This window comes from Thiospirillum jenense (genome assembly GCF_014145225.1).
Classification (GTDB): domain Bacteria; phylum Pseudomonadota; class Gammaproteobacteria; order Chromatiales; family Chromatiaceae; genus Thiospirillum; species Thiospirillum jenense.
On sequence record NZ_JABVCQ010000008.1, the window covers coordinates 44,992 to 63,044 of the forward strand.

The 18,053-nt window shown below is 48.0% G+C and carries 13 protein-coding genes; 12 read left to right on the forward strand and 1 reads right to left on the reverse strand.

Annotation, left to right across the window (positions count from 1 at the left end; translation table 11 throughout):
• Positions 1 to 58: 58 nt before the first annotated feature.
• The 4 genes from hemC (at position 59) to argB (ending at position 3,739) form a co-directional block, all read left to right on the forward strand.
• Positions 59 to 988 (forward strand): hydroxymethylbilane synthase, encoded by a 930-nt coding sequence (hemC, locus tag HUK38_RS05125; protein ID WP_182583145.1) that lies wholly within the window; start codon positions 59 to 61, stop codon positions 986 to 988.
• The gene (locus tag HUK38_RS05130; RefSeq protein WP_182583147.1) at positions 985 to 1,797 is read left to right on the forward strand and encodes a uroporphyrinogen-III synthase; all 813 of its coding nucleotides are present in this window, start codon (positions 985 to 987) and stop codon (positions 1,795 to 1,797) included. Before hemC ends, HUK38_RS05130 begins: the two co-directional genes overlap by 4 nt.
• A gap of 36 nt (positions 1,798 to 1,833) precedes the next feature.
• Complete coding sequence (locus tag HUK38_RS05135) at positions 1,834 to 2,745, forward strand: hypothetical protein (RefSeq protein ID WP_182583149.1); 912 nt, start codon at positions 1,834 to 1,836, stop codon at positions 2,743 to 2,745.
• Positions 2,746 to 2,827: 82 nt separating this feature from the next.
• The gene (gene argB, locus HUK38_RS05140) at positions 2,828 to 3,739 is read left to right on the forward strand and encodes an acetylglutamate kinase (RefSeq protein ID WP_182583151.1); all 912 of its coding nucleotides are present in this window, start codon (positions 2,828 to 2,830) and stop codon (positions 3,737 to 3,739) included.
• A 192-nt stretch (positions 3,740 to 3,931) separates the two neighbouring features.
• On the opposite strand, the gene HUK38_RS05145 is transcribed toward argB, so the two are convergent.
• Positions 3,932 to 5,557, reverse strand: a complete 1,626-nt coding sequence (locus HUK38_RS05145; RefSeq protein ID WP_182583154.1) for a flagellinolysin — start codon at positions 5,555 to 5,557, stop codon at positions 3,932 to 3,934.
• Positions 5,558 to 6,031: 474 nt separating this feature from the next.
• On the opposite strand from HUK38_RS05145, the gene rplU reads away from it, so the two are divergent.
• From rplU to HUK38_RS05185, 8 genes are all read left to right on the forward strand, one after another.
• A complete protein-coding gene (gene rplU / locus HUK38_RS05150; protein ID WP_182583156.1) occupies positions 6,032 to 6,343 on the forward strand; it encodes a 50S ribosomal protein L21 in 312 nt (103 codons plus the stop codon).
• Between the two features lie 52 nt (positions 6,344 to 6,395).
• On the forward strand, positions 6,396 to 6,665 hold the full coding sequence (rpmA, locus tag HUK38_RS05155) for a 50S ribosomal protein L27 (protein WP_182583159.1): 270 nt from the start codon (positions 6,396 to 6,398) through the stop codon (positions 6,663 to 6,665).
• A gap of 159 nt (positions 6,666 to 6,824) precedes the next feature.
• Complete coding sequence (gene cgtA, locus HUK38_RS05160; protein WP_182583161.1) at positions 6,825 to 7,928, forward strand: Obg family GTPase CgtA; 1,104 nt, start codon at positions 6,825 to 6,827, stop codon at positions 7,926 to 7,928.
• Positions 7,929 to 8,013: 85 nt separating this feature from the next.
• The gene (gene proB, locus HUK38_RS05165) at positions 8,014 to 9,138 is read left to right on the forward strand and encodes a glutamate 5-kinase (protein ID WP_182583163.1); all 1,125 of its coding nucleotides are present in this window, start codon (positions 8,014 to 8,016) and stop codon (positions 9,136 to 9,138) included.
• Between the two features lie 34 nt (positions 9,139 to 9,172).
• Positions 9,173 to 10,144: a complex I NDUFA9 subunit family protein gene (locus HUK38_RS05170; protein ID WP_238787475.1), complete on the forward strand. Its 972-nt coding sequence runs from the start codon at positions 9,173 to 9,175 to the stop codon at positions 10,142 to 10,144.
• Positions 10,145 to 10,234: 90 nt separating this feature from the next.
• Positions 10,235 to 11,419 (forward strand): efflux RND transporter periplasmic adaptor subunit, encoded by a 1,185-nt coding sequence (locus tag HUK38_RS05175; protein WP_338065360.1) that lies wholly within the window; start codon positions 10,235 to 10,237, stop codon positions 11,417 to 11,419.
• Positions 11,420 to 11,521: 102 nt separating this feature from the next.
• Positions 11,522 to 12,427 (forward strand): DNA adenine methylase, encoded by a 906-nt coding sequence (locus HUK38_RS05180; RefSeq protein ID WP_202985512.1) that lies wholly within the window; start codon positions 11,522 to 11,524, stop codon positions 12,425 to 12,427.
• A 563-nt stretch (positions 12,428 to 12,990) separates the two neighbouring features.
• Positions 12,991 to 18,012 carry a diguanylate cyclase domain-containing protein gene (locus HUK38_RS05185; RefSeq protein WP_182583165.1) on the forward strand — a complete coding sequence of 1,674 codons (5,022 nt, stop codon included), beginning with the start codon at positions 12,991 to 12,993 and terminating at the stop codon, positions 18,010 to 18,012.
• Positions 18,013 to 18,053 lie beyond the last annotated feature (41 nt).

Sequence of the window (18,053 nt, forward strand, 5' to 3'; positions counted from 1 at the left end):
GTAACCCACGCCCATCAACCCCGCTAATGTTTAGCGTTTCGCATTGGAATGATCGTCAATGACCGAGACTCTCAAAATTGCCACCCGCAAATCTCCACTGGCTATGTGGCAAGCCGAACACGTCGCCGCCGAACTCAGCCGTCTGTACCCCGACTTGCGGGTTGAGATCGTCGGCATGATCACGCGAGGCGACAAATTGCTCGACTCACCGCTGGCGAAAATTGGCGGTAAAGGCTTATTTGTCAAGGAGTTAGAGCAGGGAATGCTCGACGGGGACGCCGACATCGCCGTCCACTCGATGAAAGATGTGCCGGTCGAATTTCCCGACGGGCTGCATTTAGCCGCCATTTTGGAGCGCGAAGACCCGACCGATGCGTGGGTGTCGAGCCAATACGCCACCATTGATGAGGTACCGTTCGGCGCCTGCATCGGCACCTCCAGCCTGCGCCGCCAATGTCAACTCGCCGCCCGCCGTCCTGACATCCGCATCGCCTCGTTACGCGGTAACGTCAACACCCGCCTGCGCAAATTGGACGACGGCGAATTTGTCGGCATCTTGCTGGCATCAGCGGGATTAATTCGGCTGGAATTGGCCGAGCGCATCCGAGCGCGGCTCAGTTTAGAGGACAGCTTGCCGGCGATTGGTCAGGGCGCGATTGGCATCGAGTGCCGCACCGCCGACGAGCGGGTGCATCAATTGATTGCGCCGCTGCATCACCCCGCCACCGCCTATTGCGTGTTGGCCGAACGGGCGATGAATGCGCGACTGGACGGCGGCTGCCAAGTACCAATTGCCGGTCACGCGGTGTTAGAACCCGACGGGCAACTGTACCTGCGCGGCTTGGTGGGATTACCCGACGGGCAACTGATTTTGCGCAGCGAACGGCGCGGTGATCCAGCGAATGGTGAAGCAATTGGACGCGAGGTAGCCGAAGAATTACTCGCGCACGGTGCCGATCACATTTTGGAGGCAGTGCGCGAGCTATGAACGCGCCGTGCGATCTGAGCGGGCAGGTCATCCTCGTCACCCGTCCGGCGGAACAGGCTGCGGGCTTGTGCCAATTAATCCACACCGCCGGCGGCGTGGCGCAGTCTTTTCCAACCGTCATCATCCGTCCCGGTCGGCAAATGACCGCGGCGCAGGCGTTGCTGCGGGCGACCTGGGATGTGTGGATTTTTGTCAGCCGCAACGCAGTCAATTACGCGCTGCCGTTGCTGCCCGATCAGCGACTGCCCACCGATGTCGCGCTGGCCGCTGTTGGGGCGGGGACGGCGGTGGCGTTGCGGCAGGCCGGGCGGGTGCCGGATTTAATCCCCGCCAATCAAAAGTTTGACAGCGAAGGGTTGCTGGCGCTGCGGCAGTTGCGGCACGTCAAGGGGCAACGGATTTTGATTGTGCGCGGCGAAGGCGGGCGGGCGGTGTTGGCGGAAACCTTGATGCAGCGCGGGGCGGAGGTGGCGTATGCCGAGGTGTACCGTCGCGCATTGCCCGAGGTGGAGGTTAAACCGTTGATTGCCGAGTGGCGGCGGTCGCTGAATTTGCTGACCGCGACCAGTGACGAGATATTAAATAACCTGTATCAACTGGTGCCGGAGGCCGATCAGGCGTGGCTGCGCAGTTTGCCGCTGGCGGTGTTTAGCGAGCGCACGGCGGCGACGGCGATGCAACTGGGTTTTCGCGTGGTGGCGGTGGCGAGCGAAGCCAGTGACGCGGCACTGCTGGAGGCGCTGTGTCGGCTGGTGACGATGCGCCCGCGTTTGCCAATGCCCAAGCGGTTGGTGGCGACCGTGAATTAGATGACGCCCCGCACTCGCTCATCAAGAGAGCCGATCATGTTTTATAGACAATTGGGTTTAATTGTAATTGTTTTTGCTGCTTTAATTTCTCAAGCCAATAGTGCTTGGGGGTTGATGACGCAATCAATTGCGGCAATTACTGAAAACACTCAGGCGTTATCTGACAATGACATTGTGAGGCTCTCAAAACTATCAGATGAGGTTAAAGGTACTCAGAAAGTTGGAAAAGAACTGGGTGAATTGAATTTGCCTAATGATGTCCTCGAAGATGCGTTTTTGAGAATTGCCATTTATCAGGAAAAATTAGATAGACAGACAGCCGAGGGGATGTTTGCGCGATTAACTGGCGTGCCTGGGTTTCGGGCAACTTTGCGGAAAATTATTGGCAACAATCGTGCTGTGACCATTGGGCATTTGAATGAACTCAGGATTGCAGAGAGCGCGGTAACAAATGGGTTTAAAGTGTTAGGAATAGGAGAAAAATTTAACGATGGTTTAAAAAAAGGGGCCACAGATATTGATCTATTGCTTAATAAAAAAGATCGGTTATTTGCGATTGAAGCTAAAAACTATGCCTCAACAACAAAAATACGATTGGATAGGTTTAGAGCGGATTTAGATACCTTAGTTGCATATAAAAACGCGAATAGCAATCACGTTGTTCTCTTTTGCACCATCACCAATAAACCCGATAATCTCAGCTATTTGCAGGCATTGCAGTCTGAGACGGATAAACGTGGTATTCAACTGATATTTGGATTACCGCAAGCGCAAATAGAACAAATCAAGATGTTTGATAATGCGTCACGCCGACATGCGAATACAGATCATCCGCACTACATTATTTGGATTGTTGTATTGGGCGTAGCGTTGGTATTAGGAATCATTGGATTTGTTTTTATAAAAAACAAAACCCGCACGCCAACTTTGCTTAAACCAACCGCTTAAAACATGATAAATAATTGCTAGTCGAGTTAAATTGTTTAACCGTTAATTACTTCCACTCACTTCATTTGACCATTTAATTATTATGCCCATTGCTGCTGAACGCGCCCAAAACATTGCGCGAGTATTGATTGAAGCCCTGCCGTACATTCGCCGCTTTACTGGTAAAACCATTGTCATTAAATACGGCGGCAATGCGATGACCGAGCCGCACTTAAAAGACGGCTTTGCCCGCGATCTCGTATTAATGAAATTAGTCGGCGTCAACCCGGTGATTGTTCATGGCGGCGGGCCGCAAATTGGTCAATTACTCAAACGCTTGGGCAAGGCCACCGAATTCGTGCAGGGAATGCGCGTCACCGATAGCGAAACAATGGACGTGGTGGAAATGGTACTCGGCGGATCGGTGAATAAAGAAATCGTCAATTTAATTAACCGCCACGGCGGCGCGGCGGTTGGTTTAACGGGTAAAGATGGCGATTTAATTCGCGCCCGCAAATTATTATTACGGCGTGATGCGAGCGATACTACCGTATTAGAAACCGACATTCCCGAATTGATTGATTTAGGTCACGTCGGCGAAGTAGAAAGCATTGATGCCGGCGTGGTGGATATGTTAGTCAGCGGCAATTTCATTCCCGTCATTGCCCCGATTGGCGTCGGCGCGGATGGGTTTTCATACAACATCAATGCCGATTTGGTGGCGGGAAAATTGGCCGAAGTGTTGCACGCAGAAAAGTTGGTGTTATTAACCAACACGGCGGGTTTATTAGACAGCGCGGGTGAGTTAATTCGCCAAATTGACGCGGCCGGCGTGGCCAATTTAATTCAAACGGGCGTGATTTTCGGTGGCATGTTACCCAAAATTCGCTGCGCATTAGATGCGATTCAAGCCGGTGTTAATGCCGCACATATTCTCGACGGGCGGGTGGAACATGCGGTGTTATTAGACTTGTTCACGGATGAAGGCGTCGGGACGTTGATTCGCCGGCGGTGACAATTCATTGCCAGTTTTATTGGCAACTGCGCGGCGGTTAGGTTGCGTTTAATCAAGTCACCAATCTCTATTGACGAGCAACCCAACATTTTCCCTGCAATAAAAAACCGCTCCAAAATTCAATCGGTAGCGGTTAATTGTTTCACTCAATCAATTGGATTGAATGTCAATAGCACGGGTATCGCTGGAATGTTAACCCAATAAACTGAGCACTTGTTGGGGTAACTTATTGGCCTGCGCCAGTATCGTTTGGCTGGACTGTTGCAGAATCTGCTGGCGCGTCAGTTCACCAGTTTCCCGGGCAAAGTCGGTGTCGAGAATCCGCGAGCGGGCGGCGGACGTAGTTTCGATATTGTGGGCAATGGAGTTAATGGTATGGTCAAGCCGGTTGATGCTGGCACCGACGCGGCCGCGTTGTTCGTTAAGATAATCAATTGCCAGATCAACCTTGCCAATCACCGTTTGTGGCGCGGTTGACACATCAATCCCGGCAAGGCCGAGCGCGTTGATCGTGGTGGCGCCGATGCTGACCGCCAAACTGTCGCCACTATTCTCGCCAATCTGCAAAGCGAACGTATTTGCGCTCGCGCTCCGATCAAAACCGCCCGGCCATATTTCCGCATAATTGCTCAAGGGATCGTAGGTGTAGCCGCCGGTATCGGGAATGACCGACGCGCCCGTCAGCACCTCGCCGCCGTCCGCATCCGCCCCGCCAATCGCGCCGGTGTCCTCATTGCTGAAATAACCGCCATCCCACAGTCCTTGCACATAACTTTGTCCGGTGGCGCCGGTGTAGGCCGCCCGAAAAGCCGCGTCGTCGGCAAAACCAGTGGTGGCGGCGAGCGCCTGATCGAAGGTTGCGCCAGTTCCGAGTTCCGCCATAATGCTTTTAATGCCGCCGCTCATTTGCTCGTTTAGAAAACGCACGGCGACATAGGCGCTGGAATACTCGAAGCTGGTAGTCGGTTGGACGGTGGGTACGGCGGCCACCAATGCGGCGGCGGTGGTGAAATCTGCTTCCACGCGCTCGTCTGCGCCGTGAATGAATTCCGCCGTGCCCTCGATAAACCACCAGGGCATGGCGAAGAGATTCATGTTATCTACCATCACCGTATGAACCATTTCATGGGCGATCACCCGGTCGGCTGAAAACCCGCCAAGACCATCCGGGGCAGTAAAATCCAGCATATCCACGCGCATCTCTTTAGTACCATTAGCCAGCGGAGTGATGGACGCGATAGTTCCGCCAGGCGCATCTTCTTCCAGAATGATTTTGAAATCACTCCCCTTGCCCTCAAGACCGTAATACTCCGCAATGCGACTCTCGGATTCGCGTAGCCAAGACCCGCGCAGGCCGCTAATGACAAATTGCTCATTCTCGCTGCCGCCCATCAAGCTGCCGGTGCCATCCATCAACGACTTGCCGTTAAATTGCGTATCAATGGCGACGCGATTGATTTCCAACATCAACTGCGACACTTCGCTCTGCATGGAACTGCGATCAGTGGTGCTGTAGGTGTCATTTGCCGCTTGCACCGCAATTTCACGAATCCGTTGCAACGCATCGCCGACACTCCCCAGCGCCGAATCGGCCGTTTGCAGCAAGGAGACCCCGTCGTTGACGTTGCGGTGGGACTGATTTAACCCGCGGATGTGGGCGGTCATGCGCTCGGTAATCCCCAAACCCGCCGCATCATCAACCGCGTTATTGATGCGCACACCACTCGCCAGGCGCTGTGTTATCTTTTGCAGATGGTGTTCCTGACCAGCCAAACTGCGATAGGCAAATAGACTTGCCATATTCGTATTGATTTTCATATTCGTACTCCATTATTGTCAGAAGCTACGCCGTTGAACAAATCAGCTCAGAAGTTTATACCGCTGAACTCTACTAGCCATAACGTTTATCGGCAAAAGTACAGGAAACTTAAGCAAATTCAGGACTTACGCGCTGGCGCGGCTGCGGCGTTTAATCAAGTCACTCATTTCTATTGACGGGCAACCCAGCATTTCGCCCGCAATAAAAAACCGCTCGAATCAATTTAATCGGCGGCGGTTGGTTGTTTCATTCAATCAATTGGGGTGAATGAGAGGAAAGTATTGAGTTACTGCGCAACCCAACCGACCAATTCATTGCCAGTTTTATTCGCAACGCTGGTGATTTTTCATTCCCGCAACGGTCAAGGTCAATGCGCAGATTTATTAATGTGGTTGACTGATCTTGCCCCGTTCCGGTACCCTGACGTGTTTTAGGATTTTTCGCTTGATTTCGCTTGTGAGGAGCAAAAGGGCATGTACGCGGTGATTCAAACCGGTGGAAAACAGTATCGGGTGGCGGAAGGGGATCGGTTGCGGGTGGAAAAACTCGTGGCGGACATTGGCACAACAGTTGAGTTAGATCAGGTGTTGCTGCTGGCGGACGGCGATCAGGTGCAGATTGGGCAACCGCTGTTGGCCGGTCAGGTGGTGCGGGCGACAGTGAAAGCGCACGGGCGGGCAAAAAAGGTGCATATCGTCAAATTCCGCCGCCGCAAACATTATTTAAAACGGCAAGGGCATCGGCAATGGTTTACTGAAATTGAAATCACCGGCGTCGGCGGTTAATTCAAGCATTTGCATTGCACATTTCCGCTTTAATGATTAAAGGATTTTAGTAATGGCACATAAAAAAGCAGGCGGCAGTTCACGCAATGGCCGCGATTCAGAATCAAAACGGTTGGGCGTCAAGCGTTTCGGTGGACAATTAGTGAATGCCGGCACCATTTTAGTGCGGCAGCGCGGGACGCAGTTTCATAATGGCGTCAATGTCGGATTAGGGCGCGATCATACGTTGTTTGCATTAGCGGATGGCTTTGTGCATTTTGAAATAAAGGGACCAAATAATCGCCGTTATATTCGGATTGAGCCGGTCGCTACTCCCGCATAACGCCGCTTCATTGTTAATGGTCAATTCGTGCAACGCCTTGCCGCCAGCGGTGAGGCGTTTTGCATTTAATCACAGGACGTTTTTAATCACATTGGTCAGTGCAAACCAGACCATTTGTCATTATTGAATTGCGTCATTATTAACGGTGAAATTGCATTAATGAAATTCGTTGATGAAGCCGGTATCCGCGTCGAAGCGGGCGATGGTGGCAGCGGGTGCGTCAGTTTCCGCCGTGAAAAATACATTCCCCGCGGCGGCCCCGACGGTGGCGACGGTGGCAACGGCGGCTCAATTTATTTAGTCGGCGACGCGGGCTTAAACACGTTGATTGACTTCCGCCACCAGCGCGTCCACCGCGCCGAACGCGGTCACAACGGCCGCGGCCGCAACATGACCGGCCGCTCGGGCGTGGATTTATTCGTCCCCGTGCCAGTCGGGACGCGGGTTCACGACGCCGAAACCCAAGACTTGCTGGGCGATATTCTCAACGACGGCGAGCAGTTACTGGTCGCGCAGGGCGGATTTCACGGCATCGGCAATGCGCGTTATAAATCCAGCGTCAACCGCGCCCCGCGTCAATTCACGCCCGGCACCCCCGGCGAGCGCCGCGATCTGCATTTAGAATTATTATTATTAGCGGATGTCGGTTTACTCGGATTACCCAATGTCGGTAAATCAAGTTTAATTAGTCAAGTCTCCAGCGCCCGCCCGAAAATTGCCGATTATCCATTCACCACCTTATATCCCAATCTCGGCGTGGTGCGCGTAGCCGAGCGGCAACATTTTGTATTAGCCGACATTCCCGGGTTAATTCCCGGTGCCTCCGACGGCGCGGGCTTGGGTATTCAATTCTTAAAACATTTAATGCGCACCCGTTTATTACTGCATTTAATTGACGCCGCCCCACTGCCCGAATTACCGTCGCCCAGTGAACAGGTGCGCACGATTGAACAGGAATTGACCGCGTATAGCGCCAATCTGGATGACAAAGAGCGCTGGTTGGTATTGAATAAAACGGATTTATTGGATGCGGAAGAATTAGAATTCACGCGGCAACAGTTAATCACTGATTTGAATTGGACGGGGCCGGTGTATTGCGTTTCCGCGCTGACGGGTGATGGATTAACTGAATTGTGTCACGCCTTGATGCAGCGCCTTGACGTGCTGCGCACACAACCGCTCGATGATTCATTAGCGGATTCATTGCCCAATTCAATACGCAACCCGCCGACTCAAACCGCGCCCTGGCATCCGCTCGATTAAGATGTTCATTGGCAATGGTCAATTACACCATTGCCAATCTCCTTGACCATTTCGCCATTCAACTTGCCACGTTATTATTATCAACATGTTTGCACGCGCTCGCATTCCCTTTACCAAACGGTGGGTCGTTAAAATTGGTAGTGCATTAATTACCCGCGACGGTGCCGGCTTGGATCCGGACATTTTGCAATTATGGATTGAACAGATCGCCACTCGCCGCCGCAATGGACATCAATTAGTTTTAGTCACCTCCGGCGCGGTCGCGCAGGGCATGGTGCGTATGGGTTGGCAGCGGCGGCCAAAGATGTTGCACGAATTACAAGCGGCCGCCGCTATTGGTCAAATGGGCTTGGTGCGCGCCTATGAAGATGGCTTTCAACGGCTGGGATTACACACCGCGCAAGTGTTATTAACGCGAGATGATTTGGCTGATCGGCGGCGCTATTTAAATGCGCGCAGTACCTTGCGCACCTTATTAAAACTGGGCGTGATTCCGATCATTAATGAAAATGACACGGTCGCCACCGATGAATTGCGCTTTGGCGATAATGACACACTGGCCGCGCTGGTGGCCAATTTAATTGAAGCCGAATTATTAATCCTGCTCACCGATCAAGACGGGCTATTTGACGCCGACCCGCGTTTTAATTCAGATGCCACGTTAATTAGCACTATTCCGGTGAATGACGCGCAATTAGATGTGGTCGCGGGCGGCAGCGGCAGCGCGTTAGGCAGCGGCGGCATGACCACCAAAATCCGCGCAGCCCGATTAGCCGCCCGCTCGGGATGTGCCACCGTAATTGCGCCCGGGCGTGGCGAGCAGATTTTGACGCGCATTCATCACGGCGAGTTGGTTGGTACACTATTAACGCCGGTGCAAGAGCCACAAGTGGCGAAAAAACAATGGCTTGCGGGACATTTGCAGGTGCGCGGGCGGGTGATGATTGACGCCGGCGCGGTGCGGGCGTTGCGCGAGCAGGGCAAAAGTTTGCTGGCGGTCGGTGTCAAAATGGTGCAGGGCGAGTTCAATCGCGGCGAGGTGGTGGCGTGTGTGGATTTGGCCGGTAATGAAATTGCGCGGGGGTTAATCAATTATGATGCGAATGAAACGCGGCGGATTCAAGGACAATCGAGTACGGAATTTGTGGAATTGCTGGGGTTTATTGCGGATCCGGAGTTAATTCACCGCGACAATCTGGTGCTATTATAAACGTCAAATAACTGCCATTAAGGAACGAATCGCTATGACTACTAACTCATCATCTAATTCCTCTAAATCGGGATCAAAACTGCGGATTAGCGTGATTGGCGGCACGGGCTTTGTCGGGCGCGCTGTGGTGGCGAAATTATTAAATGACGGCCATCAAATTCGGTTATTAGTCCGCTCAACCAGTCAACATAAAGCCTTTACTCATCCGCGCTGCACTTGGATTGCCGGTGAATTAAATAACCCGGCATCATTGCAAGCGTGTTTAGATGACAGTGACGTGGTGATTTATTTGGTAGGTTTATTACGCGAGCGGCCGGCGGCGGGCATTACTTTTGAGGCGCTGCATTATCAAGGAGTGAAAAATACCATTGCCGCCGCGCAGGCGAGCGGGGTGAAACGCTTTTTATTGATGAGCGCAAATGGGATTGATGCGGCTATGACTTCGTATCAAATCACCAAATTGCAAGCCGAGCAGGCATTAAAAGACTCGGGATTGGATTTCACCATTTTTCGCCCGTCGGTGATCTTTGGTGATCCGCATGGTCAGGGGCGGATGGAGATTTGTACCCAATTAAAAGCGGAATTGATTGACAGCCTGCTGCCCGCGCCACTGTTTTATTCGGGTGTATTGCCGGTGAATGCCGGTTCATTTGAATTGGGTCCGGTGTGGGTGGATGATGTCGCCGCCGCTTTTGCAATTGCCTGTCATCGTACCGATACCATTGGTCAGACTTATGAATTATGCGGGCCGGCGCGGATGACGTGGAAACAATTATTAACGTTAATTGCGCAGGCGGCGGGTAAATCCAAATTGATGGTACCAGCGCCAGCAGCGATGATTGAATCGGTGGCGGCGGTGTTTGATCGCTTTGCGTGGTTTCCGGTCACCCGCGATCAATTGCGCATGTTATTAGCAGGCAATGTGTGCGGTGATGATGGGTTTCAACGTTTGGGCATTACACCCACGCCATTAACTGCGCGGGCCTTGACTTATTTGCGTCAATGAATGTGCGCAAGTTTTTATTCGTTATCATCCGAACTATCTAATCAAATGAGCCGCTTTTTGTTGATTGTTTAATCTGCGAGGTCGCCATCCGTGTTATTGCGTTATTTGCCGCGTTCATTATTCACCTCGTGCTGGTTTTTATTCACCACAACCGCCGTGTTGACTGGTTGCAATAACGCGACGGCGCCGGCAGCGGGCGGGCCGCCCGGTGGTCGCGGTACACCCGAAGTCAGCGTGGTCGTGGTCAAAACCGCGCCCGTGACCTTGACCACTGAGCTGACCGGCCGCGCTGCGCCGTATCAAATTGCCGAAGTCCGCCCGCAGGTTGGCGGGTTAATTCAAGCGCGGGCGTTTCAGGAGGGGGCGCAGATTCGCGCCGGGCAGGTGTTATATCAGATTGATGCGGCGCGTTATCGGGCGACCTATGCCAGTGCCGAGGCGGCGTTAGCGCGGGCGCAGGCGACGCAAGCGCGGGCGAAGTTGAAGGCGAATCGTTACGCCAATTTGCTGCGGGCGAAGGCGGTCAGTCAGGAGGATTCTGACGATACCGCCGCGGCGTTGAAGGAGGCGGATGCCGAAGTCGCGCTGGCGCAGGCGAGTTTGACGGCGGCGCGGATTGATTTGGATTACACGCAGGTCAAGGCGCCGATTGCGGGGCGGATTGGGCGGTCGGCGTTGACGCAGGGGGCGTTGGTCACGGCGAATCAGGAACAGGCGTTGGCGACGGTGCAACAACTTGATCCGATCTACGTTGATCTGACGCAATCGAGCGCGCAATTGTTGCGATTGCGGCAGGCGCTGGCGGATGGGCGCTTGCAACGGCCGGCTGGTGAACAGCCGAGTGTGACGTTGATTTTGGAGGATGAAACGCGCTATCCACACGCCGGGCGGTTGAAATTTTCGGAGGTGACGGTGTCACAAGGCACGGGGACGGTGACGTTGCGGGCGACCTTTCCCAATCCCGACCGTATTTTGTTACCGGGGATGTTTGTCCGCGCTCTGGTCGAGGAGGGGACGCGGGCGGATGCAATTTTGATTCCGCAGCAGGCGGTGCAACGCGATCGGCGTGGCAATCCGACGGCGCTGGTGGTGACGGCGGACAATCAGGTGGCGCAGCATGTGTTGCAAATTAACCGCACTCAGGGCGATCAGTGGCTGGTGGAGAGCGGCTTGGCGGCGGGTGAGCGGGTGATTGTGGAGGGATTGCAACATGTGCGGCCGGGGATGCAGGTGAAGGTGGTTGAGGCGGGCGCGGCGGCGGCGCCCGTGCATTAAATTGATGACCAGCGCGTTCCCATGCGCGGGCGTGGGGACGATCAGTTTTATTAAATAAACGCTATCTAACTGCATTTTCTAAAATTCAATTTGGGCTGAATAGTGACAAAAATTTGTCATGCAAATGTCATCCAACACCCAATGATAAAAAGTCCTTTACGATACCCCGGCGGCAAGTCTCGCGCTATTCAACAAATGAAATCTCTTTTGCCAAAAGCGTTTGAGGAATACAGAGAACCTTTTGTTGGTGGTGGGTCGTTTTTTATCTATCTGCGACAAACCTATCCAGAATTAAAAATTTGGATTAACGACCTCAATCCAGAACTTTATTTGTTCTGGAAATATGCTCAAATTGATTCTGAAAAATTAGCACATGAAGTTTTGAAAATTAAAACAAAGCGCGCACATGGTCAGGCATTGTTCAGCGAATTATTAACGGTGAAGAATGACACCTTGACTGAATTAGAACGTGCCGTCCGTTTTTTTGTTTTAAATCGAATTACATTTTCGGGCGTGGTTGAATCTGGCGGGTACTCACAACTGGCTTTCGTTGGACGTTTTACTGAATCTTCAATTGAACGTGTTGCAAAACTTGGAAAGTTATTAGAAGGAATTAAAATTACATTTTTAGATTACCGTGAAGTATTGACGAGTGGCGGCAACGAGGTATTTACCTTTCTTGATCCACCGTATTTCAAAGCAACGAAATCAAAATTGTATGGAAAAAATGGCATTTTGCATACCGCATTTAATCACGATGATTTTGCGAGTGCGCTGAAAACATGCAACCATTCATGGCTTATTACCTATGATGATTCGCCAGAAATCCGAAACAACTTTGCGTTTGCAAACATTTACGAATGGGAATTGCAATACGGCATGAATAATTATAAACAAGGTAAAGCCGATAAAGGAAACGAGTTATTTATTTCAAATTATGCGCTTTCGATCCTATCGAAAAATAGCACGAGCGCTCCTGAAAATCTAAAGCAACTTGCGTTTATGTAATCATCTTTGAAGTCAAAAGTACGCTGTCATCTCAATAAAGAAAAATAGGTAGTTTTAGTTGTGACCTGTAGCTGTCCCTTTTTTGTTAAAACGGGATGAGTATTTTTAATACACTCAATCTTCCCCCTCCACAGGATTCATCACATGGCACACTTTTTTATTGATCGCCCGATTTTTGCGATGAAATCTGAACTCACGCAAGACTTTTTATAGCGGTTCCGTCATTTGCCTGAGCGAGTAAAACAAATCGCTAGAAAAAATTATTAGTTATGGAAAAAACATCCATCCCAATCCGCGCCTCGAATTCAAAAAGTTAAACACTGGCATTGGCTGGCGCGTAATGAAAAACTTCGACGCAATCGTTTGGTTTTGGATTGGTTCTCACAGTGAGTACAATAAACTGTTAACCTATAGTCAATCCAACATAAAATGACCGCTAAAATAGCGTACAACCCTTTGATTATACTTGCGCTACTACGATCAAATAGAGCAAATATAACAGCTTAATTAAAATAAAAAGTTACCCTGTTAAGTAATGCACTACCAACTTTTGGAAAACACTGATGATTGTAGATTATCAAATTCTATCTAAAATGTATGAAAGCGCTAATTCGGAAGTGTATCGTGCTATTCGGGATAGTGATAAACAAAAAGTCATTCTTAAGTTTCTTAAACAAGACTACCCAGCTGCTGCCGAGCTGGCGCGTTATAAACAAGAATATAAATTGACTAGCTCCTTAAAATTAAAAGGGGTTATCAAAGCCTATGGTCTTAAAAAATATCAACGTACTTTGGTCATGTTCATTGAAGACTTTGATGGAGAATCTTTAAATAAATTGCATACTGATTGCCCACTTGCACTCGATGACTTTCTGCCTTTAGCAATTAATATTGCCTCTATACTTGGCCGCATTCACCACGCAAATATCATTCATAAAGACATCAATCCGGCTAATATTGTTAATAATCCCGCAACACGAGAATTAAAAATTATTGATTTTGGCATTTCTACTCGATTAACCCGAGAAAATCCCACGCTCAAAAATCCTAATGTGCTTGAAGGTACTCTATCTTATATTTCACCTGAACAAACCGGCCGTATGAATCGCAGTTTGGATTATCGTACAGATTTATATTCGTTAGGTGTGACGTTCTATGAATTATTAGTTGGACAACTGCCATTTATCACTGAAGATGATTTGGAATTAATTCATTGTCATATTGCGCGGCAACCGATCAATCCAACTGAAATTCAATCATATATTCCGCAAATAGTTTCAGACATCATCTTAAAACTCATGGCAAAAAATGCGGAAGATCGCTATCAAAGTGCTTGGGGATTACAAACCGATTTAGAGCGTTGCTTAAAACAATTACAAACCACCAGCAGTATTCAACCATTTACATTAGCAACTGCCGACATTTCAGATAAATTTCAATTAGTACAAAAGTTATACGGGCGTGAAGCTGAAATACAAACTCTTCTCGATACTTTTCATTTGGTGACTGGCGACAGTGCACAAATGCGTATGATATTAGTTGCCGGCTATTCTGGAATTGGTAAATCTGCTTTAGTCCGTGAATTGTATAAGCCAATTACTGAGAAACGTGGCTATTTCATTACAGGTAAATTCGATCAATTTCAACGTAATGTCCCTTACAGTGCGATTGTTCAAGCACTGAGTGAATTGGTAAAAGCCGTACTGACAGAAAGGGTCACGCAGCTTAGTCAATGGCGAAATAGATTATTGTCAGCCCTTGGTGCTAATGGACAAGTAGTCGTAGATTTAATTCCAGAATTAGAGTTAATTATTGGTCAGCAACCGCCGGTGCCGGAACTAGGCGCAAATGAATCGCAAAATCGGTTTAATTTTGTTTTTCAAAATTTTATTAAAGTATTCGCACAACCTCAACATCCGCTGACCTTATTTATAGATGATCTTCAATGGGCAGATGGTGCCTCACTCAAATTGATACAACTTTTGATGAGCGGGGAAGCACAAGCATTATTTTTAATTGGTGCCTATCGTGATAATGAAGTATCCGCCGCACATCCATTAATGCTCACTTTAGATGAAATTACGCATAGCGGCGCAATCATTGATTATATTTTTTTGAAGCCACTGCAATTAACAACAATCAAGCAGCTCATTAGTGATTCACTCAAGACTACGCCAGAACATGCTTGTTCTTTAGCAGAATTAGTACAATTAAAAACGGGGGGCAATCCATTTTTTCTTAACGAATTTCTTAAATCTTTATATGCCGAAGCATTACTACGATTCGACCGCCATAGGCTGCAATGGTCATGGAATCTGGCCGATATTCAACAACGCAATTTTACCGACAATGTTGTGGAATTAATGACTGGCAAAATTCAACGCTTACCTATGTCAACACAGGCCATATTAAAAATTGCCGCCGCAGTAGGTAATCAATTTTCTATCCCGCTATTAAGTGCATTTGAAGCGACAACCTTGCGCGACGTGATTGATTGTCTGGATATTGCCGTCTCAGAAAACCTAGTCATTCCACTCGATACGCGGGAAAATATTGAATTAGCGTTATTGGATAGTCAAAACTACCCGTTGCCACCATATAAATTTGTTCACGACCGTATTCAACAGGCTGCTTATTCACAAATTCCCGAATTGCAAAAACCTGCAACGCATTACCAGTTGGGACGAATTTTATTACAACAATTAACACCTAGTGAACGTGAAGAGTATATTTTTTCCATTATCAACCAACTAAATCAAGGGTTGTCGCTTATTAATGAACCTTTGGAAAAAAACGAGATCATCCAACTTAATATTGAGGCGTGTCTTAAAGCGAAGGCATCGGCTGCTTATTATGCCGCACGAGAATATGCCACTGTTGGATTGGCGTTATTGGGTAATGAAATTTGGAAAAATTATACGACCAGCTTGGTATTACATGAATTACAAGCAGAATTAGCATTTTTATGTGGTGACTTTGTTGAAATGGATCATTTCATTGATGCAGTCATTGATAATGCAGAGTCGGCACTTGATATGGTCAAGGTTTATATTATTAGAATACAAGCCAATGCCGCCCGCAATAAAATCTCCGAAGCACTTGCTGTTGGTCAAGAAATTTTACAACGGTTTGATATTCAATTTCCCACCACACCGACAATAGATGATGTGGAAAAAGCACTGCATCAAAATACGATCCTACTCACAGACCGTCACATTCACGAATTAGTTAAACTGCCCGAGATGACTAACCCGTCAATGTTAGCGGTGATTGAAATTGGCAATCGTATTATGCCGGCTGCATTTAATGCCGGCTCGTTACTCTTCCATTTAATTGGTTCATTAACAGTTAAACTGTCCATTCAGTACGGCAATGCGCCCAGTTCTTGTTTTAGCTATTCAACCTACGGCACTATCCTATGCAAATTAACGCAAGATATTGTGAGTGCAATTCAGTTTGGACAGTTAGCTTTAGATGTTTTATACAAATATAATGCGTTGCCAGTCAAGGCCTCAGTACTAACAGTTTTTGCATTATTTATTAAACATCGTAATGCCCATCTGCACGAAACTATACCTATTCTAAAAGAGGCTTATACCACCGCATTGGATACTGGTGATTTTGAATACAGTGGCTATAGTGCTTATGGGCATTGTATTGCATCATTATGGTCAGGGCAGCCTTTAGCAAAGGTTCATCAGGATACCACTGCTTATGTCAATGATTTATCCAAGCGGGGACAATTAACAACCGCAAATTATTGCCGGATTTATTTGCAGACGATAGATAATTTACTGGGACACAATCAGCAACCGACATCTTTTATCGGTGATGTTGTCAATGGTGATGTATTGTTGCCGCATCTATTATCATTAAAAGATGTTGTGGGAGTTTATTTTTTCTATTTGTATAATATGGTGTTGTGTTTATTATTTGATGACACTACACAAGCCCGCGCCCATGCGCTTATTGGGCGGCAATATGTCATGTCTGGTGCCGCACTCTTTACGCAAAGTTTGTTCTATTTTTACGATTCTTTAATTGCTTTAATGGGCATCACTTCAGCGGATGAGGCGCTTGACTCTATTATGCAACGGGTCACTGATAATCAAATAATTATCAGTCATAATTGGTCAACTCATGCACCAATGAACCATCAGCACAAATTGGATTTAGTAGAAGCAGAAAGATACCGCGTGTTGGGCAATATCTCTTTAGCAATGGATTATTATGATCGAGCAATTGCCGGTGCCCAACAACATGAATTCATTCAAGATGCTGCTCTGGCGTATGAATTAGCCGCCAAATTTTATCTAGCACAAAACCGAATACTCATTGCTAAAACCTATCTACGCGAAGCTCGCTATTATTACGAATTATGGGGAAGTAACGCTAAGATTGCTCATTTAAACACACATTATCCAAACGAGCTATTAGTGAGTAGTAAGCATGTATCGAGTCGTGGTTCATCAACCAGTCATAATACCGTATCGGCTCTTGCGGCATCAGCGACTTTTGACATGATGACAATCATTAAAGCAAATCAATCGATTAGTGAAGAGGTTGTTTTAGAAAAACTATTAAAAAATTTATTAAATATTTTATTAGAAAATACAGGCGCAGAAATGGGTTGTCTGCTGTTTTATAAGCAAGAACTCGAAATTGGTCTTCACAGTCATGGGGTAACTACCATTGCTGGTCACTTTCCAGAATCCATTTTGAATTATGTTGTGCGTACCAAAGAACTGGTGTTATTAGATGATGCGAGTGCGCCAAGTAAATTTGATAAAGATAGTTATATTCAAACTAAACAACCACTGTCTATTCTATGCTATCCTCTTATCAATCAAGGGCAATTAACCGCTATTATTTACTTAGAAAATAATATGTCAGCAGCAGCATTTACGCAGGATCGAGTTGACTTAATTAAGTTATTATCAGGTCAAGCGTCTATTGCAATTACCAATGCAGTGCTATACCGCGAGCGTGAGCAATATACCGCGATGCTCGAAGAGAAAGTAAAAGAACGCACCGCTGAATTAGAGGCAGCTAATGATGCTTTGTCACGCCTTGCCAATCTGGATGGCTTGACTAAAATTCCTAATCGGCGTTGTTTCGATCATACGCTGCTACAAGAATGGCAGCGTCATTTACATGCACAGCAAATGCTGGCGTTAATTCTAATTGATATTGATTATTTTAAGAAGTTTAACGATCATTATGGTCATCAAGGCGGTGATGATTGTTTAATTCAAGTCGCCCAAACAATCGCTACAACCCTTCAGCGTAGTACTGATTTTGCCGGCCGTTATGGTGGTGAAGAATTTGTCATCATTTTGCCTAATACCGCAGTCGAGGGCGCATTATTTATTGCTAATAGTATTCGTGAGGCGATCTTAAAACAGGCAATTCCGCATCAACGATCTGAAGTGCATCAATTTGTCACCCTCAGCCTCGGAGTAGCCGCTGTTATTCCTAATAATGATTTAACCCCAGATTGTTTAATTGCGCTGGCAGATAAAGCACTTTATACAGCCAAAGATCAGGGACGAAATCGCGCTATTGGTACTCATATAAATAAGTGAAAATAGATTAGCTGACCATTTTATATGATTAATTGAATACA